A 23600-nucleotide genomic window follows, 5' to 3' on the forward strand; every position below is an offset into this window, starting at 1 on the left:
AGGGCGTAGAGGGAGAGCAGGAATCCGCGGTTGGGTCCGTGGCGCCAGGGGATGGGGCCCTGGCCGCGCCAGCCGGCTCCGCGGAGGAGGTCGAGGCCGTGGTTGCGGCGCGAGCGTGGTGCGGGTGCTGGAGGGTCGGGCCGTGCCTTCGGCGCGAGCCGCTTCGGGCCCTGGACGTAGGACGTGCGTTCGGCGCGAGGCCGGCCTCGGGTGGCGGGTGATCTCGGCGGCGCGTGAGGGCTGCGGCAGGATGGGGGGATGGACGGCGGGGCGGTGGAGCGGCTTCTCGAGGGGCTTCCGGGAGCGGAGGCGGGATTCCCGTTCGGGGAGGGGATCCGGGTGTGGAAGGTCGCGGGGAAGGTGTTCGCGCTCGAGTCGGAGCGGTTCGGGCGGCCGGTCGTGAGCGTGAAGGCGCTGCCCGAGAACGTGGTGCACCTGGTCGCGGGGGTCGACGGGATCGAGCCCGGCTACCACCTGAACAAGAAGCACTGGGTCACCGTCGAGGCCGGCGGGACCGTGGAGCCCGAGCTGGTGCTCGAGCTCATCGAGGAGTCGCACGCGATCGTGGTCGCGAACCTGCCGAAACGGCTCCGCCTCGCCCTCGACGGCACGGCGTCCGGATCGCTGAACGAGGACGTCTGACAGCGGCCGGGACACGAGGACCCGGACGCGCAGACTCCCGAACCGGCCGAGCATGGACGCGCTGTGCCCGAGGCCCAAACGGAGCACCGGACGCCTGACGGTGCCCGCCTGCGCAGCGCCTGGCGGGTGCACAGGACCCGCGAGGGGGCGCCGACGCCTGACGGCAGCTGGACGCGCACCGCCCACGACGTCCAGCGCCCGAGGCCTGCGACGACCCCCGGATGCACGGAATCCCCCGCCGCAGCAGGGGATCCCGGAACGTCGCTCGCGGAGCGGCTACAGGCCGTAGGAGCGGAGGTACGCGGCGGTGTCGTGCCAGCCCTCGACGGCGAAGCACTCGACGCCCATCGCCTTGACGGGGTAGTCGTTGCCGTCGGGGTCGAGGCGGTCGCCGACGAAGATCATGTCGTCGAGAGGGATGCCCGTCAGCTCGGTGAGCTTGTTCATCCCGTACGCCTTGTCGATGCCCTTGCGGGTGATGTCGACCGACGTCGAGCCGCCGGAGCGCACCTCGAGGTCGGGGAGCACGGCCTGCACGGCCTCACGGAGGGTGTTCTTCTTCTCGCCGTCCGGGTCCCAGGCCTGCTTGACCTCGACGGGCGCGGACTGGCCGAGGGCCGAGAAGGTGATCTGCGAGTCGCGGTCCTCGAGGATCGGGCCCCAGGTCTCGGACTCCCAGTAGCCGAGCTCCTTCGCCTTCTCCTCGACGGCGGCGAGCGCGCGCGACTTCTCGTCCTCGGTGAGGTTCTCGGCGTAGATCTGCGCCCAGTCGCCGTTCTCGTACCGGTAGTACTGCGTGCCGCAGGTGGGCATGAGGTGCAGCTTCGCGAGCACCTCGGGGTCGGCGCCCTCGAGGCGGTCGAGCACCTGCATCCGGAACTGGCCGATCTGGCCGCCCGAGATGATGCACACCTCGGTGGCCTGGAGCAGCTTCACGAAGAGGTCGGCCATCGCCGGGTCGACGGGGGACTTCGAGGCGGCGAGGGTGTCGTCGAGGTCGAAGGCCATCAGGCGGGGCAGGGTGCTCATGGAACTCGTTTCACGGTCTGCGGACGGGGCGGTAACGAGGATACGGGGCGCCGCCGGAACGCGCGCGCGGTCGGCGCGAGCGGGCTCCGAGCGCAGACTGGGGGCATGACCGCCGCCACAGCGCCCGACGGAGGACGCCGCTCCGTTCCGCGCACTCTCGCCCGCATCCTCCTGGGCCTGGTGCTCGTCACGGCCGGCACGGCGCACCTGACGGTCGCGCGTCAGGCCTTCCAGGCGCAGGTCCCGCCGTGGCTGCCGGCCGACCCGGACCTGGTGGTCGTCGCGTCGGGCGTCGTCGAGATCGCGCTCGGACTCGCGCTCGTCGTGCTCGTGCGGTGGCGCGTGATCGTGGGAGTCGTGGTGGCCGCGTTCTTCGTCGCGGTCTTCCCGGGGAACATCTCGCAGCTGGTGACGCGGACGCCGGCGTTCGGCCTCGAGACGGACGCGGCGCGCGCGGTGCGGCTCGTCTTCCAGCCCCTGCTGGTGGTCTGGGCGCTCTGGTCGACCGGGGCGTTCTCGGCCTGGCGGGCCCGCCGGTCGCGACGCCGCGGGGACTGAGCCGCCGGTCCGCGGCCCGATCGTCCCGCGATCCTCCGGAACGACGGGCGGCGGCCGGCGGGAGACCCCGCCGACCGCCGCCCGTGCCCTGCTCGGCTAGGCCGCGAGGCGGCGTCGCGCGACGACCAGCGCGAGACCCGACAGCAGCAGCACGAGGGCTCCGCCGATCAGGCCGGCCGCGTCGGCGCCGGTGTTCGCGAGCGAGCCCGGGCCGGAGCCTCCCGCGACGGGGGCCGCCGTGGTGGTGGGGTGCGGCGACGGAGCGGTGGTGGGCTGCTCCGTCGGGGTGCCGGGCTGGGTCGGCGCCGGGGTGACCGGGACCTCGGCGGCGGGCTCCGTCGTCAGCGACCAGTTGGGGTCGTAGAAGTCGGCCTGGTCGATCACGCCGCGGGCGGTCGACCAGTCGATGAGGAGCTGGCGGATCTCGAGACGCTCGTCGTAGACGAGCGGTGCCTGCGCGACGGCCGGGTAGGCGCCTCCGCCGCTCTGGCGGTAGTTGTTGACCGCCATCACGAAGCGCTCGTCGTCGGCGACCGGGGTGCCGTCGGCGTGGGCGAGACCGCGGATCCGCGAGCCGGCGGGCTGGGAGACGTCGATCACGTAGTCCAGGCCCGAGATCGCGTCGTAGTTGTAGTCCGGGATGCCGTCGGGGCGGTCCTCGGTCGTCGCGTTGGTGCCGGTCTCGGGGTCGAACACGGCGCCCTCGGCGGTCTGCACGAAGTAGCGGGCCGAGAACTCGAGGTAGTCGCGCACCTCGGCTCCGGTCAGCTCCACTCCGCGGAGGGTGTTCTCGTAGATGTACAGGCCCGCGATGTCGCGGATGCTGACCTGCCCCTTCGGGAAGACGGCGGTGCGCGAGAACGGCGACGCCTGCGAGATCACCGGCAGGTCGGCCCACTCGGTGCCCTCGAGAGCCGTCTCGACGGTCTCGGCCTGGACGGTGTTGATGAAGTCGATGATCGGGGTGTCCTCGTAGCGCGAGGTCGCGGCCGAGAGCTCCTCGACCGAGTCGGCGACGGGGGTGTTCACGTACTCGATCGTGGCGGCGTGCTGCTCGGCGAGGGCGTCGACCAGTGCGGGCGACTCCTCGGCGATGTCCTTCGCGTAGACGGGCTGCGTGACGGGTGCGTTCCCGGCCGACCAGTCGACCTCGAGGCCGCCCGCGGCGTCCGGCACCAGGTTCAGGGTGACCTCGGTGAGGCCCTGCGCCCAGAACTCGGGCTGGGTGACCAGCACCTGCTCGCCGGCGACGTTGGTGAACAGCGTCTGCGGCAGGTCCTTGTGGCTGTGGCCGGCGACGACCACGTCGATGCCGGGGACCTGCGTCGCGATGTTGTTGACGACGTCCTCGTTGAGGTCGGCGGCGTCGTACTCGGCGTCCGGCACCGTGCCCTGGCCGGTGTGCGCGAGGACGACGACCACGTCCGCCTGCTCCTGCACGATCGGGACCCACTGCTTCGCGGCGGCGACCATGTCCTGGAACTCGAGGACGCCGTCGACGTACTGCTTGTCCCAGACGCGGACGCCGGGGGTGACGAGGCCGAGGACGCCGACGGTGACCGTCTTCCCGTCGATCTCGCGCTCGATCAGCGTGTAGGGGTCGTGGTACGGCTTGCCGGTGGCGACGTCGACGACGTTCGCGCCCAGCAGCGGGGCGTTCAGGTCGCCCTCGTACGCGCTGAGCATGTCGAGCCCGTAGTTGTACTCGTGGTTGCCGACGACCTGCGCGTCGTAGCCGATGGTGTTGAACGCGGTGGCCATCGGGTGCGTCGTCTCGCCGGAGAGGACGCCCGCGGCGCCGTCGCCGAGGCCGTAGTAGTAGGTGAGCGGCGTGCCCTGGATCGCGTCGCCGTTGTCCATGACGAGCACGGACTCCTCGCCCTTCTCGGCGCGGAGGCGGTCGACCTCGGTCGCGACGCGGGTGAGGCCGAGCGCACCGTCGGCCGGGTACGGCGCGTTCGCGAAGTAGTCCCAGTCGTAGACGTGCCCGTGCGTGTCGGTCGTCGACACCAGGGTGAGCTCGACGCCGTCGTCGAGAGGGGCGGCCGAGGCGATCGGAGCGGCGGTGGCGGCTCCGAGTGCGACGACGGCGAGGAGGCTTGCGGCGCGGAGTCTGCGCATCGTGGTCCTGTTCGCGTGATGAGTGGAGTGTGAACGTCCTCGAATCTATGCGCCGCGTGTGAACTGCGCATGACGGGATCGAGAGCATTGCTCGGCGATGCGTCCGCGGTGCCGGCCCGGAGCCGGGGGAGTCCGCGGTGCCGCCCCCGCGCGCTGGAGCCGTCCTCCGGCCCCTCCGCTAGAATCGAGCGGCTGGTCGCGCGGAGGCGGCACGACTGCCGCGCCGCACCCGCCCACCCCCGCCCCTCCCGTCGAGAAGGACACGCCATGCCAGCAATCGTCATCACCGGCGCCCAGTGGGGCGACGAGGGCAAGGGACGCGCCACCGACCTCCTCGGCAGCCGCGTCGACTACGTCGTGAAGTTCAACGGCGGCAACAACGCCGGGCACACGGTCGTGGTGGGCGACGAGAAGTACGCCCTGCACCTGCTCCCCTCCGGCATCCTCACCCCGGGCGTCGTCCCGGTCATCGCGAACGGCGTCGTCGTCGACATCGAGGTGCTGTTCCACGAGCTCGAGGCGCTGAGCGCGCGCGGCGTCGACGTGTCGAAGCTGCTCGTCAGCGCCAACGCGCACGTCATCACCAGCTACCACCGCACCCTCGACAAGGTGACGGAGCGCTTCCTCGGCAAGCGCCAGATCGGCACCACCGGCCGCGGCATCGGCCCGGCGTACGCCGACAAGATCAACCGCGTCGGCATCCGCATCCAGGACCTCTTCGACGAGAACATCCTCCGCCAGAAGGTCGAGGGCGCCCTCGACCAGAAGAACCACCTGCTGGTGAAGGTCTACAACCGCCGCGCGATCCTGGTCGAGCAGGTGCTGGAGGACCTGCTGCAGTACACCGAGCGCCTGCGCCCGATGGTCGCCGACACGTCGCTGATCCTCTCGCAGGCGCTCGACGCCGGCAGGACGGTGCTGTTCGAGGCCGGCCAGGCCACGATGCTCGACGTCGACCACGGCACCTACCCGTTCGTCACCTCCTCCAACGCGACCTCGGGAGGAGCGGCCACCGGCTCCGGAGTCGCACCGAACCGCATCGACCGCGTCATCGCGGTCATCAAGGCGTACACGACCCGCGTCGGCGCCGGCCCGTTCCCGACCGAGCTCTTCGACGAGTGGGGCGAGTACCTCCGCCGGCAGGGCTTCGAGTTCGGCACCACGACCGGCCGCCCGCGCCGCTGCGGCTGGTACGACGCCCCGATCGCCCGCTACTCGGCGCGGATCAACGGGGTCACCGACTTCGTCCTCACCAAGCTCGACGTGCTCTCGGGCCTCGAGACCATCCCCGTCTGCGTCGCCTACGACGTCGACGGCGTGCGCCACGACGAGGTCCCGGTCTCGCAGAGCGACTTCCACCACGCGAAGCCGATCTACGAGGAGTTCCCCGGCTGGCAGGAGGACATCTCCGGCTGCCGCGAGTTCTCGGACCTGCCGCAGACCGCGCAGGACTACGTGCGCGCGCTCGAGGCGATGAGCGGCGCCCGGTTCTCGGCGATCGGCGTCGGGCCGGAGCGCGAGCAGGTCGTCGTGCTGCACGACCTGCTCGACTAGAAGCGGCGAGGAGCCGGGCCGGGCAGCCCTCTCGGAGGCGGCCGACGTGGTCACAGCGGAGGAAGAACATCGGTGACCTCGCGGAGAGACGCGGATCCCGGGCCCTGTCGACGAATCCTTCCTGCGGTGTGGACACGACCGCCGCCGAGCGCGCCGGATAATCGGCGCATGCAGATCTACGCCGACCTCCCGGCCGTCCGCGCGCGGCAGATCCTGGCCGACGCCCTCGCTCTCGGCGTGGCCGTCGTGGCGATCGCCGCGGGGATCGCGGTCGGCTCGCTGATCGCCGGCCTGGCCGAGATCGGCCGTCGGCTCGAGAGCGCCGGCAGCGGCTTCGGCTCGACGATGAGCGACGCCGGGACCACCCTCGGCGGCATCCCCCTGCTCGGCGACGCCGTGCGTGCGCCGTTCGACGAGGCGAGCGGGGCCGGCTCCGTGCTGGCCGCCGCCGGACGCGACCAGCAGCAGCTCGCGAGCGCCCTGGCCGTGGTCGCCGGGCTCGCCGTCGGGGGCCTCCCGCTCCTGCTCCTGGCCGTGCTCTGGCTCCGGCCCCGGCTCCGCTTCGCCCGCCGGACCGCCGAGCTGCGCGCCCTCGGCTCGACCGGCGGCGGAACCGAGCTGCTGGCCCTGCGCGCGCTCACCCAGGCGTCCCCCCGCGACATCCTCGCCGCGCACCCGGACGCCGCCGCGGGCTGGCGGACCGGCGACCCCGCCGTCACCGCCGCGCTGGCGGCCCTCGCCCTCCGCCGGGCGGGGCTCCGGCCCCGCTGACCCCGGAGGACCACCGCGGGTCCGCCGGAGGGATGACGCCGCGAGCCACTGCGGACGACGCCGGCGACACGGGTGCCTCCGTAGCGTCGAGGACATGCAGAACCAGACCTCCTCCGTCGTGGCGCGCGTCGAGGGCGTGCGCAAGCTCTACGGCCGCACGCCGCCCGTCGTCGCCCTCGACGACGTCACGCTCTCGATCGAGCGGGGCGAGTTCACCGCGGTGATGGGCCCCAGCGGATCCGGCAAGTCGACGCTCATGCACGTCCTCGCCGGCCTCGACACCGCCTCCTCCGGCCGCGTGTTCCTCGGAGACGCCGAGATCACCTCGATGAGCGACGCCGAGCTGACCGTGCTCCGCCGCCGCAGCGTCGGCTTCGTCTTCCAGGCCTTCAACCTCGTCCCCACGCTCGACGTGCGCGGCAACATCCGCCTCCCGTTCGAGCTCGACGGCCGCTCCGTGACCGGCGACGAGGAGCAGTGGATCGCCCGGCTGATCGAGTCCCTCGGGCTCCGCGAGCGCCTCACGCACCGGCCCCACGAGCTCTCGGGCGGGCAGCAGCAGCGCGTGGCGATCGCCCGCGCCCTCGCCACCCGACCGCAGCTGATCTTCGCCGACGAGCCCACCGGCAACCTGGACTCGCGCACCGGCCGCGAGGTCCTCAGCCTGCTCCGGGCCTCTACCCGCGAGTACGGCCAGTCGATCGCCATGGTCACCCACGACCCGATCGCGGCGGCCTACGCCGACCGCATCGTCTTCCTCCGCGACGGGGCCGTCGTCGACGACCGCCGCGGAATGAGCGCCGAGGAGATCTCGCGCGCGATGCTCACGATGGAGGGCGCGGCGTGAGCGGCGTGCGCACGGGCTCGAGCCAGGGCGGGGGCGCCATCGTCATCGTCGCCGCACTCGCCGCGGCGTTCGGCGCCGTGCTCGTGCAGGTCATCGCCGACATGGTCGCGGCCTTCGCAGCCGCGGGGATCGACGGCATCGGCCAGGTCGCCCTCATGCTCGGGATGGTCGGCGCCGTCTTCTTCGGCATCGCCGTGTTCGTGGGCGGGATCGTCACGGCCAACGCGGTCTCGACCGTCATCGCCGGGCGCACCCGCGAGATCGCCCTGCTGCGCCTGCTCGGCGCCTCCGGCCGGTCGCTGCGCAGCGGGATCGTCCGCACGGGCCTCCTGCAGGGGCTCCTCGGAGCGGCGATCGGCCTGGTCGCCGGCGTCGCTCTCGTGGCGCTCGCCGCGGAGCTCGCCATCCGGAGCGGCACCCTGCCCCGCTTCGACTACCCGCTCGTCTCGCCCGGCCTCGTGCTGCCGCTGATCGCCGTGGTCGCCTCGACGGTCATCGCCTCGTGGTCCGGATCGCGCCGCGTGCTCGCGGTCGCGCCGTCGCAGGCCGCCGGATCGTCCGCCGAGCCCCGCTACGAGGAGCTGCGCGGCCGCACCGCCCGCAACGTCACGGCGATCGTCTTCGTCGTGGTCGGCGCGCTGCTGCTCGCCGCCGGCGTGGTCCTCGGGCTCGCCAACCCCGGCGGCGTCCTGCTCGGGCTGGTCGGAGGCATGGCGTCCTTCACCGGCGTGATCCTCGGGGCGCCCGTCCTGCTCCCTCCGCTCACGGCCCTCGTGGGCCGCGCCTTCGGCCGGGGCCCCGTCGCCCGACTGGCGTCCGCCAACGCCGTCCGCAATCCGGCGCGCAGCGCCCGCGCCGTCATCGGACTGGTCATCGGAGTGTCGCTGGTCACGATGTTCGCGGCGGCCGCCGCCACCTTCGGCACGATCATGGAGCGCTCGGGCGAGACGAACCCCGAGGTGATCGCGGCGTTCGAGCAGTTCATCCAGGTGAGCACCGCGGTGATGAGCGTCCTGCTCGGCTTCTCGGTCGTCCTGGCCGCCGTCGGCATGGTCAACACGCTGTCGCTCAGCGTGCTGCAGCGCCGGCGCGAGCTGGGCCTGCTCCGCGCGCTCGGCTTCACCGGCTCGCAGGTGCGGTCGATGGTGGTGCTCGAGGCGGCGCAGATGATCATCGCTGCCGCGGTGCTCGGCATCGTGCTCGGGATCGTCTACGGCTGGTGCGGCGCGATCTCGGTGTTCGGCTCGCTGCCGGGCATCGGACTGATCCCGCCGACCGTCCCGGTGCCGATCCTGGTGGCGGTGCTCGTGGTGGGCGTCGTGATCACGGTCGTCTCGGCCGTGCTCCCCGCCCGCCGCGCCACGAAGGTGTCGCCGGTCGCCGCTCTCGCCGTGGCCTGAGAGCCGGCACCACGCCGAACCCGCAGCCGGAGAACCGGCGCCCTCACACCACCGAGAACCCCGCGGCGAGGGGCTCCCGCCCGCTCAGCGCGAGCAGGAGCTCCTCGCCGCGTCCGGCTCGAGCGGCCAGCCCACCGGTCAGCGCGCAGCACGCCTCGACGGCCTCGGCGGGCAGCACGTGCGGGATCCCGGTGGCCCGCGAGAGGTCGAGCGTGTGCACGACCAGCTCGAGCAGCCGGGTCCGGAGGTACTCGTCCAGCTCGATCGCGTGGCCGCCCACGGCGACGAGGCGGCCGGGACGCTGAGCGGCGACCAGCTCGACCGCGCGGCCCGCCGCCTCCGCCAGCGCCTGAGCCGGCCTGTCGCCGAGCAGCAGCCCCGCCTCGACCCCGCGCCGCGCCACCGCCGCGGGGTCGGCGACGTTCCCGGCCAGCGCGGCGTAGTAGTCGAGCGCGTCCTCGATGGTCGGCTCGGGCGGCTCCGGAGCGAGGAGGTACGCCTCGACCGTCAGCACCGCCCGCGACGCGTGGCCCGCGAGGCCGCGGACGTCCCAGACACCGAGCCCCGGCTGCTCCCACTGGTCCTCCCGCACCTGCGCGAGCAGGCCGACGAGGGCGGCGGCGGCGGACTCGAACAGCGCGGCGGTGCTCATGGAGCCATGCTGGCACGGTGCCCCACACTGATCGCATGAGCAGTCCCCGCCGCCCCGGTCCCGTCACGCTCGTCGGCCGCTCGATCGTCCTCGAGCCGCTCGCCGCCGAGCACGTCGAGCCGCTCGGGCGGGCGATCGGACGTCCGGAGGTGTTCGCCGGCGGCTACGGAGGAGGACCGTCCGGCCTCCCCGGCACCCCGGAGGAGTTCCGCGCCTTCGTCGACCGCTACTACCCCTGGGGCACGGGCCTGCCGTTCGCCGTGCTGCAGGAGGGACGCGTCGTCGGCACGACCTCGCTGGCCGACTTCGACGAGGCGCGCGAGGCGGCCCACCTCGGCTGGACGGCCTACGCGCCCGAGACGTGGGGCACCGTCGTGAACCCGGAGGCGAAGCGGCTGGTGCTCGGGCTCGCCTTCGACAGCGGCTACGAGCGGGTGAAGCTCCAGGCGGATGCGGTGAACGCGCGCTCGCGGGCCGCGATCCTCCGCCTCGGCGCCGTGTTCGAGGGGGTGCTCCGCCACGACCAGCGCCGGGCCGACGGCTCGTGGCGCGACACGGCCGTCCACTCGATCCTCGCGGCCGAGTGGCCGGCCGTCCGCGACGCGCTCGACCGCCGGATCGACGCGGCGCTAGCGCTCCCTCCCTCGACCGCGCAACCGCTGACCGGGCGGCCGCCCGAGGAGTAGGAAGGAGGCATGGAACGCATCCACTACGCCGGCAGCTCCGTGCTGACGGGTACCGCCATCGCGCGGTCGCTGCTGGCCTACGCGGAGGCGCTGGCGCTCACCAAGGGGTCGATCACGGTCGACATCCCGATCCGCCAGGAGTCCGGCCGGCCCGGACGGGCGGCGCTGCTGATCGGACCGGCGAGCCAGCTGTTCTCGGAGTCCGAGGACGACGGAGCCGAGGAGCTGCTCGACGAGGAGCTCGTCGAGCGCTTCACCCGGGAGACGGCCCGCCTGGGCGTCTCGCACCCCGTGGCCGAGGAGGACGGCGGCGCCGGGCCCCTCTCCGCCGTCGACACCGAGATCCCGCACTTCCACGGGGAGGACGACTCCTGGTGAGCATCCGGGGCGCCGGTAGGATCGACACTCACGACTCCGCCCGATCCTTCGCGGACGGGCGACTTCCCGAACGGAGAACCGCCTGATGGGGCGACTGATCTACGACTCGACCCTCGAGGCCGACTTCGACGACCGTCTGCTGGCGCACCTGCAGATCGTGATCGGCTCGAAGCTCGCGCGCAACGAGTCCTTCTACTTCTCGTGGAAGGACTCGCAAGCGGTCGGCGACGGACGCACCTCGATCTGGCTGCACCCCGCCATCCCGTTGCGCTTCAAGTACCACGGCGGCCGTGCCCCGAACATCAACCCGGACTGGATCCGCCAGCTGCTCGCCGACTCGCACACGGCGCATGGGCTGCGGATCAGCGAGGAGCCCCACGGGACCGCCCGTCAGAGCGAGGAGAGCATGCTGTGAAGCGCGTCGAGATCATCTACGGCGGAGCGCCGTTCAGCCTGAGCGAGACGTCGGCCGCGGAGGTGCGCGAGAGCATCGACCGCGCCCTGGACGGCTCCGCGTCGCGCTGGATCACGGTGAACCAGGGCGAAGGCGAGCCCCGCGAGACCTCGATCCTGATCACGCCGGGAGTGGCGTTCTCGGTCGCCGACGTCGCGCGCTGAGGTCGACGCCGCGGTCACGGTGACCGCCGGGGCTCGCGCTGCAGGCTCGGTCCGGGGCGCTCGCACCGCCGGCCCGCCTCGGAACGACTGCCGTCCTCAGCGCACCCGCCCCGCTCAGCCCGCCAGCACGCGCGGGAACTCCCCCGGGATCTCGCTCGCGAGGTACCCGGCCGGGCCGATCCGCGCGGAGAGGCGCGTGTCCGCCTCCGTGTGCAGGAACGCGCCCCAGGCGGCCGCGCCCATCGGGTCGACGCCGCGCCCGCGCAGGCCCGCCGTCGCTCCGGCGAGCACGTCGCCGCTGCCCGCGGTGGCCAGCCCGGGGTGCTCGCCCTCGATCCGCACCGCGGCGCCGTCGGGCGAGGCGATCGTGTTGAACAGGCTCACCACCGCGCCGTAGCGCTCGGCGACAGCGAGGGCGGCCCGCTCGACGTCGTCGACCTCCTCGCCGAGGAGCCGGGACGCCTCCTCCGAGTTCGGGGTCAGCAGGAGCCGGCCCGCGAGCCTCCGCGCGAGACGGCGCTGCCCGGGGAGGACCCCGAGCGGGAAGGCGTCGAGGTGCACGGCCGGCACGTCGTCGAGGAGCGGAGCGAGGGCCCGCAGGGTCGCGGCGGTCGCGCGCGGGTTGTCCAGGCCGGGTCCGATCAGGGCGACGTCGGCGGAGGAGAGCTCGCCGGCCAGGACGTCGAGCCCGCGGCCCGAGACGGAGCCGGTGCGCGTCTCCGCGAGCGGGACCACTCCGCACTCCGGCAGCGCGACCGCGGTGGCCGACGCGACCGACTCGGCGACGCAGAGCGTGATGCGACCCGCGCCGGTCCGCAGCGCGGCGATCCCCGCGAGGATCGCGGCGCCGGGCGTCTTGCGGGCGCCGCCGACGACGACCACGTCGCCGCGGGAGTGCTTCGAGCCTCCGGGCTCCGGGAGGGGCCAGCGCTGCTCGAGCAGGGCGCGGGAGACGAGGTCACTCATGAGGGTCTCCTTCTCCGTCCGCGCGGTCGTCGTGCCGGGTGACGGGGGCGCCGGAGCGCTCGAGGTGGGACGTGCGGTTGAAGAGCTCGAGGCGCCACGCGTCGCCGTCGCGGACGAGACGGGTGACGGAGCCGTTGGCGACGGGCGTCGAAGCGCCGATGTCGAGCAGCTCGTGCTCGGAGAGGCCCTCGAGGACGTAGCGGAGGACGAGGACGACCGCGTCGTGGCAGAAGAGGATCGCCGGCCCGGGAGGCGCGGCGACGGCGAGGTGGTCGACGAAGGCGCGGACGCGGAGCGCGAGGTCCGTCCAGGCCTCGCCTCCCGGCGGCCGGTAGTAGAACTTGCCGAGCCACTCGCGCCGCGCCGCCTCCTCGGGCATCCGGGCCCGCACGCCGGCGGAGGTGAGGCGGTCGGTGACGCCGAGGTCGCGGTCGCGCAGGCGCTCGTCGGGGCGCAGCCGCAGGTCGATGCCGGCCTCGCCGAGGGCGAGGCGGGCGGTCGCGGAGGCGCGGCGGTAGGGCGACGTCCAGGCGGAGGCGGGCCGCGCCTCCTCGGCCAGCCAGCGGCCGAGCGCGCGCGCCTGCTCCTCGCCGGCGGGGGAGAGCTCGACGTCGGGGTCGCGGCGGTCGACGGCGATCTCGTGCGCCCCCGAGGCCTCGGCGGCGCTCGCCGCGATGTTGGCGAGGCTCTCGCCGTGGCGGACGAGGAGGAGCTCGGTCGGGCCGGTGGAGGAGGCGGGCATGGCTCCACGCTCCGCCTCGCGGGCCGGAGGCGCCAGGGGGTTCCGCCGCGGCGACGCGGGTTGCTACGGAGTCGTCAGGGGTTCCGCCGTCGTCAGGGCGCCTCTCCGTCGGCGCGCTCCTCCGCCGAGACCGCCGTGACGACCGCGGTGAGCGTCTCGGGGTCGCTCAGGATGCGGAAGTGCCCGCCGGTCTCGATCCGGACGTTGACCGCGCCCTCGAGCATGCTGCCCTCGGGGATGTGCGGATCGAAGAGGCCGAACACGGACGTGATCCGCGCGTTCGCTCCGGAGCGGCTCGACAGCAGCAGGGTCGTGGCGTCGCGCGGCGAGAAGGCGCGCAGGCTCCGGAGGACCAGGTAGGGCGCGTAGCGGGAGCCGCCGAACGGGGTCGCCACGGCGACCATCCGGTCGACCCGGCCGTCCGGGTCGAGCTCGGTCATCACGTACTTGCCGATCAGTCCGCCCTTGCTGTGGGCGACGATCACCACGTCGCGGAGCCCGTGCTCGGCGAGGTAGGCGGCCACGTCCTCGGCCGTCCGGGCGACCGGGCGGCCGTTGCGGCCGAGGCTCGTCAGCACGTGGAGAGGGTGCCCGCGCTCGTGCAGCGGATCGATGATCGGGCGGAGGAAGGACCAGGTCTCCCAGATCCCCGGCAGGACCACGACGGGCCGCCGGTCGCCGTCGAGGTAGTCGTCCGGGGCACGGCGCGAGAGGACGCCGCGCACCTGCCAGGCGACGGCGTAGGCGTAGTCGCGGATCCACCAGACGGCGTCGCGGACCAGGCGTCGGAGCCGGCTCATGCGGCCGGCTCCGACCGGAGGGGGAGCGGGGCGGCGGGCCTCTCGCCGAGCGCAGCGGCGAAGCGGAGGATCTCGCGGGCGAGCGCTCCGGGCTCGGTGCGGGGGACGACGTGGCGCGAGCCGGCGAACTCGACGAGCCGCCCCTCGCGCGCGTGGGCCGTGAGCCGCTCGCACCAGTCACGGGTGGCGATCGGATCGTCGCGGCCGCGGGCGACGAGGACCGGCACCTCCAGCCGGGCGACGCGCTCCTGCACCGGATGCCTCAGCATCTCGGGCAGCTGGCGCAGGTACCAGCGCAGGCCGCCGCGCAGGTAGTCGGCCAGCAGGATCGCGTCGACGCCCACCGGCTCGCCGAGGCAGTCCCGCAGCAGCGCGAGCCCCTGGCGGACCGCTCCGGGCCGCTGCGGATCCACCACCGGCCCGATGAGCACCGCGCCGTCGACCAGGCCGGGCGCGCGCAGCCCCAGCTCGACCGCCACCTGCGACCCCATCGAGTGCCCGACGACGACCGCGCGCGAGACGCCCAGTCCGCGGAGGACCTGCTCGACCTGCCGCGCGTGGTCCTCGAGGCCGACCCTCCGCCGCGGGCGCGCGTTCGCGCCGAAGCCTGCGAGGTCGACGCCGATCACCCGGCCGTGCCGCTTCAGGCGGGCGGCGAGCGGCGAGAAGGTGTGGTGCGACATCCCGATCCCGTGGATCAGGACGAACACCGCGCCCGCCCCGGCCGGACCGGTGTCGACCGTCCGCAGCGTGACGCCCTCGACGGAGTGCTGGATGAAGCCGGAGCGGCGAAGTCGTTTCAGGAGCACTTCCCCAGGCTAGAGATTCGACAGTCGACGTGGTGCGATTCGCCCATCGATTCTGTGACTTAAGGCGGCGAGGCCCTGGTCGAACGCACAGAGAACAAAGGGAGCTCGCCTCTTGCGGATCTCACGAAAGAATCGGCATGCGTACAGCCCACTCTCCTCGGGTGTTCCGGGACGACCCGACGGTCACGACGTCAGCGATCGGGCCGAGCCGTTGCCGTAACTTGATGAGCAACTCGGACGGGTCGACGATCGGAACGGCCCGGTCCTCGCAATGGAGAACGATCTTCACGGAAAGGACCTGACCGGAGCGGATCGCGAGATTCTTCTCGGCCGAGTCCTCCGCCTTCCGAGTCGCGGCAGCTAGTCCGGCGAGGGTGGCGGTAACTTTCTTCGCGACGGTCACGGCTAGCTCGGTCGGATGCAATCCTCTTGCATTTGCGTGCCGATAGTCTTTGACCTCTATCAGGACCAGGCGGAGATCGATACCGTCGGGATTGCGCTCAATGGCGACAACGTCGACTGCCTTGATGCCGTCGTGAACTCGAAGGAAAATATTCCGAAAGAAGTCGGACTCGTCGTACTTAAGGACGTCCCAGTTCTCGGGAAACGAGAAGTCGGCGCCATCTACGTCGAGGATCATGCTTCGCTCATGGCGTCGAGGTAACGATCCGACTGGGCGAGCGACTCATCGAGGACAGCGAGACTCTCCAATTCGTCGAGGAACTGACCTGCGTCTGTCCTGACCCCGTCTTCACCTCTGGAAAGAGTGACGAACTGCATGGCCGGGAACGTGTCGCCTTCGGTGCGCTTAAGGATCTCGAGTTCCTTCATCAGGTAAAGACTATGCGTCCCGACGAAGACCTGGACGCCCGAGCGGGCGAGCTGCGCTATCGTGCGCGCGACGTGACGAAGCACCCGCGGGTTCAGATTCGCTTCCGGTTCGTCCCAAAAAAGGAAACCACTGTCAAACAGGGTTCCATTGGCGATGAGCCTAGCAAGCATCGCCAGTTTCCGCATTCCCTCGGCGACAAGCGGCATCTCATACTTGCCGCCGCCCGAGACCTTGAGATAGAAACGACCTCCTTCTTCGACGACGCTACCGCCCAAGGAGTCCTCAAGAGGTGCGAGTAACTCTTTCACGCGTTCCTGACGAGGACCGCGGCTGAGTGGAAGACCTAGAAGGACGCACGTGTCACGCCACGTCTCCTCGAACTCCAAGGAAGTCCTTTCGTACAGTGACACGAACCCGGGGTAGATCGTCAGTAGTTCCCGCGTAGGCAGATAGACGGGCGTGCCTTGAAGGGGCGCGGCGAGTCGGTGCTCAACCTTGACCTCTGATTGCGAGTTCGTTGCAAACGAGAAGGCGATGCGTTGACGGGCTCCCGAGAACTGCAGCTCGACTTCCGCGCGACCGCGCCCTACACGTCGACGGACGAGGCGCCCCAGACTTTCCGGCCTGAAGACGCTAACCAGTTTCGCGGCGACCTGATTACCTAGGCTCGCGGAAAGCGAGTCTCGTGGCGTCTCGTCCGCGGAGAGTACTGAGTACATCGCCTTGAGGAGGTGAGACTTCCCAGCCCCGTTCTCACCCGCGAATACATTGATGCCGCTAGCCATCGGAAGATCTAGGCCGGAGAATACGGTGAAGTCGTTGACGCGGAGTCGTTCGATGGTCGAGGGCATGCAGGCACCGTTCTGTTCGCGGGTGGACTCTCCCGCACCCTATCGGCCCTCCGCCAGGAGAGTCGCAGGACGCGCGAGTATACGGCGCGGCGCGCGGGCTCGAGCGGGGCCATATGGGTTGAGTGCTCATGGTCCTCGTTGGAGCTGGGCCTGCAGCGCCGGACGTGTGGGCGCTGTCAAGCGGCTCCTCCGCGGCGGCGCCCCTGCCTAGCCTCGGAGGAGGGGGCCGGCGTGCGCCGCTCCCGGAGGGATGACGCCATGCGGATCGCGATCGTCGGGGCGACCGGCAACCTGGGGACGGCCCTGCTGCGGCGCCTGCACGGCGAGGCCGGGGTGGAGGAGATCGTGGGCATCGCCCGCCGGGCCCCTCGGCTCCGCTCGGAGGAGTACCGCGACGTGCGCTGGGTCGAGATCGACCTCGCGTCGAGCGTCGCCCCGCGGCGGCTCCGCGAGGCCTTCGCCGGCGTCGACGCCGTCGTCCACCTCGCCTGGGCGCTGCAGCCCAGCCACGACGAGCCGTTCCAGCGGCTGGTCGACGTCGGAGGCACCGCGGCCGTGCTCGAGGCGGTCGCCGCCGCGGGAGTCGGCCAGGTCGCCGTCGCCTCGTCCGTGGGTGCCTACAGCGCGGCGCCGAAGTCGATCCGGGTGACCGAGGACTGGCCCACGGGCGGCCTGCACACCTCGACCTACAGCCGCCACAAGGCCGCGAACGAGCGGCAGCTCGACGCCTTCGAGGAGCGGCATCCCGAGATCGTCGTCACGCGCCTGCGCCCGGGGCTCGTCTTCCAGCGCGGAGCGGCGACCGAGATCGCCGGGCTCTTCGCCGGACCCCACTACCCGACGCGGTGGCTGAAGGCGGTCCGGATCCCGGTCCTTCCGCTGCCGAGAAGCATCGTCTTCCAGGGCGTGCACGCCGACGACGTGGCCGACGCCTTCTGGCGCGCGCTCGACCGGCGCGCCGGCGGGGCCTTCAACATCGCGGCCGAGCCGGTCCTCACTCCGGAGCGGCTGGCGCACGCCTTCGGCGCCCGCCTGGTCACGGTGCCGTTCGGGCTGCTCCGCTCCGTCGTCACCGCGACCTGGCACCTGCGCCTGCAGCGCACCGACGCGGGCTGGCTCGACATCGCGGGCAACGTCCCGGTGATGTCGACCGAGCGCGCCCGCGCCGAGCTCGGCTGGGCGCCGACCCGCACGGCGGAGGAGGCGCTCGCCGAGCTCGTGACCGGTCTGGCCGACCGCTCGACCGTCCCGGGCTCGCCCCCGCTCCGGGGCTGATCCGGCCGGGAGTCGATCAGAGGCGAGCCCTCCCGGTCAGTCGGCGACGCGGATGAGCACCTTGCCCGTCGCGCCCTGCTCGACCGCGTCGTGGGCGGCCGCGGTCTCCTCGAGCGGGAACCAGGTCAGCGGGAGGCCCGCCTCCTCGCCCACCGGGAGCGCGCCGTCGACGAGCGCCGCGGTGATGTCCTCGGCCGCGGCCTGCAGTGCCTCCTCGCCCACGGTGTAGAGCAGCAGGCCCTGCCAGCGGGCGTTCTTCGCGAAGCTCGCGACGATCGGCACGGTGAACTCGTCGCCGTTGTTGTTCGCGTAGTACCCGATGCTGCCGTGGTTGGCGAGCACCTCGACGTCGAGCGCGGCGTTCTGAGCCGGTGCGACCTCGACCACGTGCTGGACGCCCTCGGGGGCGAGTTCGCGGATCCGGTCGGCGAGGGCGTCGTCCGGGTACTGCAGCACGTGCTGCGCACCGGCCGCACGGGCGAGCCGCTCCTTGGAGTCGCTGCTCACCGTCGCGATGACGGTCGCCCCGGCCCAGACCGCGAGCTGGATCGCGGCGTGCCCGACGGCTCCGGCGCCGCCCTGGACCAGGACGGTGCGGCCGGCGAGGGCGCCGGGGGCGAGGCGGGAGGGGCCGTGCTCGTGCACGGTGAGGGCGCGGTGGGCGGTCATCGCGGGGACGCCGAGGCTCGCGGCGACGTCGGTGCCGACGCCCTCGGGCAGGCGCACGACGTGCTCGGCGGCGAGCACCGCCGACTCCTGCGCGGTGCCGGTGGGGCGGCGGTGCGCGGAGAGGTACATCCAGACCCGGTGGCCGACGGCCAGGCCCTCGACGCCCTCGCCGAGCGCCTCGACGACACCGGCGCCGTCCTGGTTCGGCACGACCTCGTCGAACGCGAGGTCGCCGTCTGCGCGCGCCTTCCAGTCGGTCGGATTCACGCCCGACGCCAGGACGCGGACGCGGACCTCGCCGGCGCCCGGCGCCCGCTCCTCCCGGTCGACGAGGGAGAGGACGGAGGAGTCACCGGTGCGGGAGTAGACGATCGATCGCATACGGAGGGCAAGGAGCGCGGGCGGCGGTGTATTCCCGGCGGCACGACGAAGGGCGGCGGGCCCGGAGGCCCACCGCCCTGTCAGCGCCGAGGGATCAGTGCTGCACGTCCTCCTGGACGGCGTGCTTGGCCTCGCGGGCCGAGTCCTTCACGTCGTCGGTGGCGGAGGTGCCCGCCTCCTTGACGTTCTGCGCGGCGTCGGTCGCGGTCTCCTTGACGGAGGCGAAGGCCTGCTGCGCGGGCTCGCGGAGCTCGCTCGCCGCCTCCTTGGCCGCGTCGGTCACCTTGTCGACGACCGGCTGGGCCTGCTCCTTGACGCGGCTCGCCGCCTCCTTCTCCTTGCTGGAAGCGGGGATGAGCGAGGCGACGAGGAGTCCGGCGCCGAGGGCGATGAGCCCCACGGCGAACGGGTTGCCCTCGGCCTTGGCCTTCGCCGAGCCCGCACCGCTCGAGAGCGAGTCGGAGGCGTCGTGCGCCGAGCCCATCACCCGGTCGCGGACGGAGCCCACGGCCGACTTGACCTTGTCGGTCTGACGCTGCGCGATGGCGGACGGGCTGACCTTCTCGGCCAGCGCATCGACGTCTCCGCCGAGCTCGAGGCGCGTGCGCTCGATGTCCGCCCGGATCTCCTCGGGTGTCTTGTTCTGTCCTGCGTCGTACGTCATCGTCCTGCCCCGTTCGGCTTGAGGGTGTCGGGAATCTTCTTGAGGGAGTCGACCGTCTCGGGAGCGCCGTCGACCTGCTTCAGGCTCTTGCGGCCCACCGCGTAGAGGATCGCGGCCACGATCGCCCAGACGACGGCCACGACCACTCCGGACCAGCCGTTGCCGATCAGAGTGCCCAGGCCCCACCAGAGGGCGATCGAGAGGAAGAGCACGGCCATCAGCGCGGCATAGCCCGCCCCGCCGAGGAGGCCCGCTCCCTTGCCCGCCTTGCCGGCGGACTCCTTGAGCTCGGCCTTCGCGAGGGCCATCTCCTGGCGGATCAGCGTGGAGAGGTCGCGCGAGACCTCGCCGAGCAGATCACCCAGCGACGTCGACCCGGCCCGCTGGTCGGGCGTCTCCGTCGAGCGGTGGACGCCCGTCGGGTCGGTCACAGCCGGCCGCCGTTCGGGAAGCCGCCGTCGAGCGGGTCGGCGACGGGCTCGGTCGGCGCGTAGTCGCGCTCGAGGGAGCTCGAGCCGACGGTGCCGTAGGCGGACGCGACGGGCGCGTCGTACGCGGAGGCGTCGGAGTACGCGGTGGTCGAGGCGGGGGCGTCGAACTCGGGCCCGTCGGTGCGGGTGCTCGTCGCCTCCTTCTCGTCCTTCGCCTCGGCGGTCAGGGCGCGGATGAGGCGCCCGCCGACGAGTCCCGTCGCCGCGGCGATGAGGATGAAGGCACCCGGACGGCGGCGGGCGAACGCGCGGACGTCGTCGAGGAGCTCGGACGGGTCGCGGTTCTCGAGCCACGAAGCCACACCCTGCACGCGGGTGGCCGCCTGGGAGACGAGCTTCGCCGCGGCGTTGTCGCTGCCGCCCTCGCCGTTGGCCAGCGCGGTCAGGTCGTCGCTGAAGGCGCGGGCGCCCTTGGCGGCGTTCTCCTTCTGGGCGTGGGCCTGCTCGGTGAGCTGGGTGCGGCTCTGGTCGTAGAGGTCCTTGACCTGGACCTTGGCCTCCTGGACCACGTTGGCGGCCTCGTCCTTGCCGGTCGAGAGCACTTCGCTCGCGGCCTGCTTGGCGTCGCCGGCGACGGCGCCGGCCTGGTCCTTGGCGGTGCCCGCGGCGGCGCTCGCCTTCTCCTTCGCGGAGTCGGCCGTGCCGCCCGAGGAGGAGCCGGAGGAGGTGTCCGTGGAGGCGACGTGCGCCCCGCTGTCGATGGGGGTCTCGGTCGCGCCGAAGTTCGCGGCGCCGTCTCCGAACGGAGGTGAAGCGGGATCGATGTTCGACATCGTCTGTCCCTTCCAGGATCGAGTGGGGAATGAATGCGTGCCGGCGTCGCCAGTCTGTTCGGGCCCTCGAGTACCGGGAAGGGCATAGCGGCTGACCCCCCGATGGGGCTACCATCCCGCGCCCACGAGGGCGGGTCCCGAGGGCCCGTGGATCGACTGCTCCGCCGCCGCGTCAAGCCCCTTCTGACCCGCGAACAGGGCTCCCTACCGTCGAGAGGACAGACATCGGACGTCCGCACCCGGATCCGCCCGGCTACCCCGGAAAGGCAACCAGTCATGTTCTTCCACCGTCAGGAACTCCAGTTCACGTCCACGCCCTCGAAGCCCGACGCGGTCTTCGCCCGCCGCTTCCAGGAGGTGCTCGGCGGCCAGTACGGCGAGATCACCGTGGCGATGCAGTACGGCTTCCAGGCCTGGAACGCCCACGACCCGGGCAAGTACCGGGACCTGCTCTTCGGCATCGGCGCCGAGGAGTTCGGCCACGTCGAGATGATCGCCGTGATGATCGCCCAGCTGCTCGAGAAGGCCCCGGTCGAGCAGTCCGAGGACGCGATGAAGAAGGACCCCGTGCTCGCGGCGGTCATCGGCGGCTCCGACGTGCAGCACGCCATCGTGGCCGGCGCCGGCGCGCGCCCCGTCGACAGCATGGGCAACCCGTGGCAGGGCTCCTACATCACCGCCAGCGGCAACCTGCTGGCTGACTTCACCGCCAACGCGAACGCGGAGATGCAGGGCCGGCTCCAGGTCGCCCGGCTCTACCACATGACCGACGACCACGGCGTGCGTGACCTCCTGTCGTTCCTCCTGGCCCGCGACACCATGCACCAGAACCAGTGGATCGCGGCGGCCGCCGAGCTGCGCGCGGAGGGCCGGGAGGACCTGCCCGTGCCCTCGAACTTCCCGATCTCGAAGGAGGAGCGCTCCGTGTCGTACGAGTACATCAACTTCTCGGACGGAGCAGCGGCCTCCGAGGGCAGCTGGGCCTCGGGCCCGACCCCGGACGGCAAGGGAGAGTTCAGCTACCGCGTCGCGGAGCCCGGCGGCGACGTCCCGATGCCCCCGCCCACCCAGCCGGACGAGCGCCTCTACGGCACCGACCCGAAGCCGAACATCGTCGAGAAGGCAGTGGGGGCCGTCAAGGACGCGGTGACGGGCAAGTGAGCGCCGCACGGGTCCTCGGGGCGCTCGGCGCCTCCGCCCTGACGATCGGCCTGCTGGCCGGCTGCACCGGCGACGCCCAGACGCCGTACCAGTCGGGGAGCGCGGTGCCCACCAGCGCCGACGACGGATCGTCGCAGACGCCCACGAACGCGCCCTCGCAGTCCGCTCCGTCCGAGTCCGCCACCCCGGCGACCTGATCCCGCGCCCTCGGCCGGCCGGCCCCGGTCGAGGGCGCGAATCATCGCAGTCCAGCGGGCACCCGGGCAAGCCCCTTCCCGCTCCCAGGAAGCGGGCAGTTCCCGGTCCTACGGTCGTGCCAACGATCAGCGAAGGAGGCACCACCATGGGGCTCGATGACAAGATCAAGAACGCCGCTCAGGACATCGCCGGCAAGGCGAAGGAAGCCCTGGGCGACCACAAGAACGACGACAGCCTGAAGGCCGAAGGCCAGAAGGACCAGGCCGCGGCCTCGGCCAAGAAGGCCGGCGAGGACGTCAAGGACGTCTTCAAGTAGGTCTGGCAGTACCGCGAAGGCGGCGCTCCCCTCGGGGGGCGCCGCCTTCGCTGTTCCCCGGCTAGGGGTGCAGGACGACCTTGATGCAGCCGTCCTCCTTCTTCTGGAAGGTCTCGTAGAGGGCCGGAGCGTCCTCGAGCGGCGCCCGGTGGGTCACGAGGTCCATCACGCCGAGCGGATCGGAGGAGTCCTCGACCAGCGGCAGCAGGTCGTCGATCCAGCGCTTCACGTTGCACTGGCCCATCCGCACCGTCACCTGCTTGTCGAACATCGACTTCAGCGGCATCGGGTCGGCCTCTCCGCCGTAGACCCCGCTCAGCGACACGGTGCCGCCGCGGCGCACCAGGTCGAGGGAGGCGTGCACCGCGGCGAGGCGGTCGACGCCGACCGTGTCCATCGCCTTGCGGGCGATCGGGTCGGGCAGGAGCCCCGCCATCGACTGCGCGAACGAGCCGACCGGCGAGCCGTGCGCCTCCATGCCGACTGCGTCGACGACGGAGTCGGGGCCGCGCCCGTCCGTGAGGTCGCGCAGTTGCGCGGCGATGTCATCGGACAGGTCGAACGTCTCCACGCCGTACCGCTCGGCCATCGCGCGCCGCTCGGCGACGGGCTCCACGGCGAGGACGCGGTAGCCGCGGTGGGCGCCGATCCGCGCCGCGAACTGGCCGACCGGGCCGAGTCCGAAGACGACCAGGGTCCCGCCGTCGGGCACCTGCGCGTACTCCACGCCCTGCCAGGCGGTGGGCACGATGTCGCTGAGGAAGAGGTAGCGCTCGTCCGGCAGGTCCGTGCCGACGACGATCGTGTTGTAGTCGGCCAGCGGCACGCGGAGCAGCTCGGCCTGCCCTCCGGGGACCTGGCCGTACATCTTCGTGTAGCCGAAGAGCGCCGCTCCCGAGCCGTACTCGGTGACCTGCGTCGTCTCGCACTGCGACTGCAGCCCTCGGCGGCACATGAAGCACTCGCCGCAGGCGATGGTGAAGGGCACGACGACCCGGTCGCCGGGCTTCAGGGTGGTGACTCCGGACCCCACCTCCTCGACGACGCCCATCGGCTCGTGGCCGAGCACGTCCCCGCGGTCGATGTAGGGCCCGAGGAGGCGGTAGAGGTGCAGGTCGGAGCCGCAGATCGCGGTCGAGGTGATCCGGACGATCGCGTCGGTCGGCTGCTGGATGCGGGGGTCGGGGACGGTCTCGACCGAGACCTTCTCGATGCCCTGCCAGGTGAGTGCTCGCATGCTCGTGTCCGTTCTCCGGCTCGCGCCGGTCGGGGTCGGTGTCCCTCCACCGCACACCCGGAGGGCGCCGAGGGGGAGGGGCTTGACGCTCCCCGGAGCGTTCCCGAGGGGGATTCCCGGGAGAACGCACGGACGTGCATCCCGCGTTCACCCGACTCACGGCGGGCGAGTGGTGGGAT

28 protein-coding genes and 1 pseudogene are annotated in these 23600 nt (G+C 72.3%); 14 read left to right on the forward strand and 15 right to left on the reverse strand.

What is annotated here, in order from left to right:
• A pseudogene (locus tag C5D66_RS17525) lies at positions 1-104 on the reverse strand (DUF3151 family protein); the annotation flags it as partial.
• A 154-nt stretch (positions 105-258) separates the two neighbouring features.
• On the opposite strand from C5D66_RS17525, the gene C5D66_RS13050 reads away from it, so the two are divergent.
• Positions 259-642 carry an MmcQ/YjbR family DNA-binding protein gene (locus C5D66_RS13050; protein WP_104274510.1) on the forward strand — a complete coding sequence of 128 codons (384 nt, stop codon included), beginning with the start codon at positions 259-261 and terminating at the stop codon, positions 640-642.
• Positions 643-918: 276 nt separating this feature from the next.
• On the opposite strand, the gene C5D66_RS13055 is transcribed toward C5D66_RS13050, so the two are convergent.
• Positions 919-1671, reverse strand: coding sequence for an HAD-IIB family hydrolase (locus C5D66_RS13055; protein ID WP_104222786.1), 753 nt, complete (start codon positions 1669-1671; stop codon positions 919-921).
• A 105-nt stretch (positions 1672-1776) separates the two neighbouring features.
• Here C5D66_RS13055 and C5D66_RS13060 point away from each other — a divergent pair, with 105 nt between their 5' ends.
• A complete protein-coding gene (locus C5D66_RS13060; protein WP_104274509.1) occupies positions 1777-2229 on the forward strand; it encodes a DoxX family membrane protein in 453 nt (150 codons plus the stop codon).
• A gap of 96 nt (positions 2230-2325) precedes the next feature.
• On the opposite strand, the gene C5D66_RS13065 is transcribed toward C5D66_RS13060, so the two are convergent.
• Positions 2326-4350, reverse strand: a complete 2025-nt coding sequence (locus C5D66_RS13065; RefSeq protein ID WP_104274508.1) for a bifunctional UDP-sugar hydrolase/5'-nucleotidase — start codon at positions 4348-4350, stop codon at positions 2326-2328.
• Positions 4351-4617: 267 nt separating this feature from the next.
• On the opposite strand from C5D66_RS13065, the gene C5D66_RS13070 reads away from it, so the two are divergent.
• From C5D66_RS13070 to C5D66_RS13085, 4 genes are all read left to right on the forward strand, one after another.
• Entirely contained in the window at positions 4618-5904 is a 1287-nt protein-coding gene (locus C5D66_RS13070; RefSeq protein WP_104234282.1) for an adenylosuccinate synthase, read from the forward strand.
• 168 nt (positions 5905-6072) lie between these two features.
• A complete protein-coding gene (locus C5D66_RS13075) occupies positions 6073-6675 on the forward strand; it encodes a hypothetical protein (RefSeq protein WP_104234281.1) in 603 nt (200 codons plus the stop codon).
• A 94-nt stretch (positions 6676-6769) separates the two neighbouring features.
• Positions 6770-7522, forward strand: coding sequence for an ABC transporter ATP-binding protein (locus C5D66_RS13080; RefSeq protein ID WP_104274507.1), 753 nt, complete (start codon positions 6770-6772; stop codon positions 7520-7522).
• Positions 7519-8922 (forward strand): ABC transporter permease, encoded by a 1404-nt coding sequence (locus C5D66_RS13085; protein ID WP_104274506.1) that lies wholly within the window; start codon positions 7519-7521, stop codon positions 8920-8922. Before C5D66_RS13080 ends, C5D66_RS13085 begins: the two co-directional genes overlap by 4 nt.
• Before the next feature lie 43 nt (positions 8923-8965).
• On the opposite strand, the gene C5D66_RS13090 is transcribed toward C5D66_RS13085, so the two are convergent.
• Positions 8966-9574 carry a maleylpyruvate isomerase N-terminal domain-containing protein gene (locus tag C5D66_RS13090; RefSeq protein ID WP_104274505.1) on the reverse strand — a complete coding sequence of 203 codons (609 nt, stop codon included), beginning with the start codon at positions 9572-9574 and terminating at the stop codon, positions 8966-8968.
• Between the two features lie 35 nt (positions 9575-9609).
• Between C5D66_RS13090 and C5D66_RS13095 the strand changes: the two genes are divergently transcribed.
• The 4 genes from C5D66_RS13095 (at position 9610) to C5D66_RS13110 (ending at position 11256) form a co-directional block, all read left to right on the forward strand.
• Positions 9610-10260 (forward strand): GNAT family N-acetyltransferase, encoded by a 651-nt coding sequence (locus C5D66_RS13095; RefSeq protein ID WP_104274504.1) that lies wholly within the window; start codon positions 9610-9612, stop codon positions 10258-10260.
• Between the two features lie 9 nt (positions 10261-10269).
• Entirely contained in the window at positions 10270-10638 is a 369-nt protein-coding gene (locus C5D66_RS13100) for a hypothetical protein (RefSeq protein ID WP_104222777.1), read from the forward strand.
• 85 nt (positions 10639-10723) lie between these two features.
• Complete coding sequence (locus C5D66_RS13105) at positions 10724-11053, forward strand: ATP-dependent DNA ligase (protein ID WP_104222776.1); 330 nt, start codon at positions 10724-10726, stop codon at positions 11051-11053.
• A complete protein-coding gene (locus C5D66_RS13110) occupies positions 11050-11256 on the forward strand; it encodes a hypothetical protein (RefSeq protein ID WP_104274503.1) in 207 nt (68 codons plus the stop codon). The genes C5D66_RS13105 and C5D66_RS13110 overlap by 4 nt, the downstream gene beginning before the upstream one ends.
• 114 nt (positions 11257-11370) lie before the next feature.
• Here the strand turns inward: C5D66_RS13110 and C5D66_RS13115 are convergent, their stop codons facing one another.
• From C5D66_RS13115 to C5D66_RS13140, 6 genes are all read right to left on the reverse strand, one after another.
• On the reverse strand, positions 11371-12222 hold the full coding sequence (locus C5D66_RS13115; protein WP_104274502.1) for an NAD(P)H-hydrate dehydratase: 852 nt from the start codon (positions 12220-12222) through the stop codon (positions 11371-11373).
• Entirely contained in the window at positions 12215-12964 is a 750-nt protein-coding gene (locus tag C5D66_RS13120; protein WP_104247480.1) for a histidine phosphatase family protein, read from the reverse strand. Before C5D66_RS13120 ends, C5D66_RS13115 begins: the two co-directional genes overlap by 8 nt.
• A gap of 92 nt (positions 12965-13056) precedes the next feature.
• Positions 13057-13764 carry a triacylglycerol lipase gene (locus C5D66_RS13125; protein ID WP_104239324.1) on the reverse strand — a complete coding sequence of 236 codons (708 nt, stop codon included), beginning with the start codon at positions 13762-13764 and terminating at the stop codon, positions 13057-13059.
• Positions 13761-14573, reverse strand: a complete 813-nt coding sequence (locus C5D66_RS13130; RefSeq protein WP_104326937.1) for an alpha/beta fold hydrolase — start codon at positions 14571-14573, stop codon at positions 13761-13763. The genes C5D66_RS13125 and C5D66_RS13130 overlap by 4 nt, the downstream gene beginning before the upstream one ends.
• Before the next feature lie 121 nt (positions 14574-14694).
• Positions 14695-15213 (reverse strand): hypothetical protein, encoded by a 519-nt coding sequence (locus C5D66_RS13135; RefSeq protein WP_104255994.1) that lies wholly within the window; start codon positions 15211-15213, stop codon positions 14695-14697.
• Positions 15210-16256 carry an ATP/GTP-binding protein gene (locus C5D66_RS13140; protein WP_104255993.1) on the reverse strand — a complete coding sequence of 349 codons (1047 nt, stop codon included), beginning with the start codon at positions 16254-16256 and terminating at the stop codon, positions 15210-15212. Before C5D66_RS13140 ends, C5D66_RS13135 begins: the two co-directional genes overlap by 4 nt.
• Positions 16257-16514: 258 nt before the next feature.
• Here C5D66_RS13140 and C5D66_RS13145 point away from each other — a divergent pair, with 258 nt between their 5' ends.
• Positions 16515-17531 carry an NAD-dependent epimerase/dehydratase family protein gene (locus C5D66_RS13145; RefSeq protein ID WP_104255992.1) on the forward strand — a complete coding sequence of 339 codons (1017 nt, stop codon included), beginning with the start codon at positions 16515-16517 and terminating at the stop codon, positions 17529-17531.
• A 36-nt stretch (positions 17532-17567) separates the two neighbouring features.
• On the opposite strand, the gene C5D66_RS13150 is transcribed toward C5D66_RS13145, so the two are convergent.
• The 4 genes from C5D66_RS13150 to C5D66_RS17535 all read right to left on the reverse strand — a co-directional run bounded on the left by C5D66_RS13150 (position 17568) and on the right by C5D66_RS17535 (position 20509).
• A complete protein-coding gene (locus tag C5D66_RS13150) occupies positions 17568-18581 on the reverse strand; it encodes an NADPH:quinone reductase (protein ID WP_104274551.1) in 1014 nt (337 codons plus the stop codon).
• A 94-nt stretch (positions 18582-18675) separates the two neighbouring features.
• Entirely contained in the window at positions 18676-19245 is a 570-nt protein-coding gene (locus C5D66_RS13155; protein ID WP_104222768.1) for a DUF3618 domain-containing protein, read from the reverse strand.
• On the reverse strand, positions 19242-19676 hold the full coding sequence (locus C5D66_RS17530) for a phage holin family protein (RefSeq protein ID WP_104326938.1): 435 nt from the start codon (positions 19674-19676) through the stop codon (positions 19242-19244). Before C5D66_RS17530 ends, C5D66_RS13155 begins: the two co-directional genes overlap by 4 nt.
• Complete coding sequence (locus C5D66_RS17535) at positions 19673-20509, reverse strand: hypothetical protein (RefSeq protein ID WP_104225698.1); 837 nt, start codon at positions 20507-20509, stop codon at positions 19673-19675. Before C5D66_RS17535 ends, C5D66_RS17530 begins: the two co-directional genes overlap by 4 nt.
• A gap of 276 nt (positions 20510-20785) precedes the next feature.
• On the opposite strand from C5D66_RS17535, the gene C5D66_RS13170 reads away from it, so the two are divergent.
• The 3 genes from C5D66_RS13170 (at position 20786) to C5D66_RS13180 (ending at position 22184) form a co-directional block, all read left to right on the forward strand.
• The gene (locus tag C5D66_RS13170; protein ID WP_104225697.1) at positions 20786-21670 is read left to right on the forward strand and encodes a manganese catalase family protein; all 885 of its coding nucleotides are present in this window, start codon (positions 20786-20788) and stop codon (positions 21668-21670) included.
• Positions 21667-21867 carry a hypothetical protein gene (locus C5D66_RS13175; RefSeq protein WP_104222764.1) on the forward strand — a complete coding sequence of 67 codons (201 nt, stop codon included), beginning with the start codon at positions 21667-21669 and terminating at the stop codon, positions 21865-21867. The genes C5D66_RS13170 and C5D66_RS13175 overlap by 4 nt, the downstream gene beginning before the upstream one ends.
• A gap of 146 nt (positions 21868-22013) precedes the next feature.
• Entirely contained in the window at positions 22014-22184 is a 171-nt protein-coding gene (locus C5D66_RS13180; RefSeq protein ID WP_104222763.1) for a CsbD family protein, read from the forward strand.
• A 61-nt stretch (positions 22185-22245) separates the two neighbouring features.
• Here C5D66_RS13180 and C5D66_RS13185 read toward each other — a convergent pair whose 3' ends face one another.
• Positions 22246-23421, reverse strand: coding sequence for a zinc-dependent alcohol dehydrogenase (locus C5D66_RS13185; protein ID WP_104222762.1), 1176 nt, complete (start codon positions 23419-23421; stop codon positions 22246-22248).
• Positions 23422-23600: the final 179 nt, after the last annotated feature.

Origin of the sequence: Rathayibacter sp. AY1B4, assembly GCF_002932815.1 — a bacterium.
Lineage (GTDB): Bacteria > Actinomycetota > Actinomycetes > Actinomycetales > Microbacteriaceae > Rathayibacter.

What these genes read in the sequence shown, in the direction of transcription:
- C5D66_RS13055 (WP_104222786.1), bottom strand. Translation starts at nt 1,671, where the DNA reads ATGAGCACCCTGCCCCGCCTGATGGCCTTCGACCTCGACGACACCCTC.
- C5D66_RS13145 (WP_104255992.1), top strand. Translation starts at nt 16,515, where the DNA reads ATGCGGATCGCGATCGTCGGGGCGACCGGCAACCTGGGGACGGCCCTG.
- C5D66_RS13120 (WP_104247480.1), bottom strand. Translation starts at nt 12,964, where the DNA reads ATGCCCGCCTCCTCCACCGGCCCGACCGAGCTCCTCCTCGTCCGCCAC.
- C5D66_RS13150 (WP_104274551.1), bottom strand. Translation starts at nt 18,581, where the DNA reads ATGCGATCGATCGTCTACTCCCGCACCGGTGACTCCTCCGTCCTCTCC.
- C5D66_RS13100 (WP_104222777.1), top strand. Translation starts at nt 10,270, where the DNA reads ATGGAACGCATCCACTACGCCGGCAGCTCCGTGCTGACGGGTACCGCC.
- C5D66_RS13155 (WP_104222768.1), bottom strand. Translation starts at nt 19,245, where the DNA reads ATGACGTACGACGCAGGACAGAACAAGACACCCGAGGAGATCCGGGCG.
- C5D66_RS13095 (WP_104274504.1), top strand. Translation starts at nt 9,610, where the DNA reads ATGAGCAGTCCCCGCCGCCCCGGTCCCGTCACGCTCGTCGGCCGCTCG.
- C5D66_RS17535 (WP_104225698.1), bottom strand. Translation starts at nt 20,509, where the DNA reads ATGTCGAACATCGATCCCGCTTCACCTCCGTTCGGAGACGGCGCCGCG.
- C5D66_RS13070 (WP_104234282.1), top strand. Translation starts at nt 4,618, where the DNA reads ATGCCAGCAATCGTCATCACCGGCGCCCAGTGGGGCGACGAGGGCAAG.
- C5D66_RS13125 (WP_104239324.1), bottom strand. Translation starts at nt 13,764, where the DNA reads ATGAGCCGGCTCCGACGCCTGGTCCGCGACGCCGTCTGGTGGATCCGC.
- C5D66_RS13075 (WP_104234281.1), top strand. Translation starts at nt 6,073, where the DNA reads ATGCAGATCTACGCCGACCTCCCGGCCGTCCGCGCGCGGCAGATCCTG.
- C5D66_RS13065 (WP_104274508.1), bottom strand. Translation starts at nt 4,350, where the DNA reads ATGCGCAGACTCCGCGCCGCAAGCCTCCTCGCCGTCGTCGCACTCGGA.
- C5D66_RS13135 (WP_104255994.1), bottom strand. Translation starts at nt 15,213, where the DNA reads ATGATCCTCGACGTAGATGGCGCCGACTTCTCGTTTCCCGAGAACTGG.
- C5D66_RS13060 (WP_104274509.1), top strand. Translation starts at nt 1,777, where the DNA reads ATGACCGCCGCCACAGCGCCCGACGGAGGACGCCGCTCCGTTCCGCGC.
- C5D66_RS13105 (WP_104222776.1), top strand. Translation starts at nt 10,724, where the DNA reads ATGGGGCGACTGATCTACGACTCGACCCTCGAGGCCGACTTCGACGAC.
- C5D66_RS13080 (WP_104274507.1), top strand. Translation starts at nt 6,770, where the DNA reads ATGCAGAACCAGACCTCCTCCGTCGTGGCGCGCGTCGAGGGCGTGCGC.
- C5D66_RS13185 (WP_104222762.1), bottom strand. Translation starts at nt 23,421, where the DNA reads ATGCGAGCACTCACCTGGCAGGGCATCGAGAAGGTCTCGGTCGAGACC.
- C5D66_RS13180 (WP_104222763.1), top strand. Translation starts at nt 22,014, where the DNA reads ATGGGGCTCGATGACAAGATCAAGAACGCCGCTCAGGACATCGCCGGC.
- C5D66_RS13140 (WP_104255993.1), bottom strand. Translation starts at nt 16,256, where the DNA reads ATGCCCTCGACCATCGAACGACTCCGCGTCAACGACTTCACCGTATTC.
- C5D66_RS13115 (WP_104274502.1), bottom strand. Translation starts at nt 12,222, where the DNA reads ATGAGTGACCTCGTCTCCCGCGCCCTGCTCGAGCAGCGCTGGCCCCTC.
- C5D66_RS13050 (WP_104274510.1), top strand. Translation starts at nt 259, where the DNA reads ATGGACGGCGGGGCGGTGGAGCGGCTTCTCGAGGGGCTTCCGGGAGCG.
- C5D66_RS13090 (WP_104274505.1), bottom strand. Translation starts at nt 9,574, where the DNA reads ATGAGCACCGCCGCGCTGTTCGAGTCCGCCGCCGCCGCCCTCGTCGGC.
- C5D66_RS13170 (WP_104225697.1), top strand. Translation starts at nt 20,786, where the DNA reads ATGTTCTTCCACCGTCAGGAACTCCAGTTCACGTCCACGCCCTCGAAG.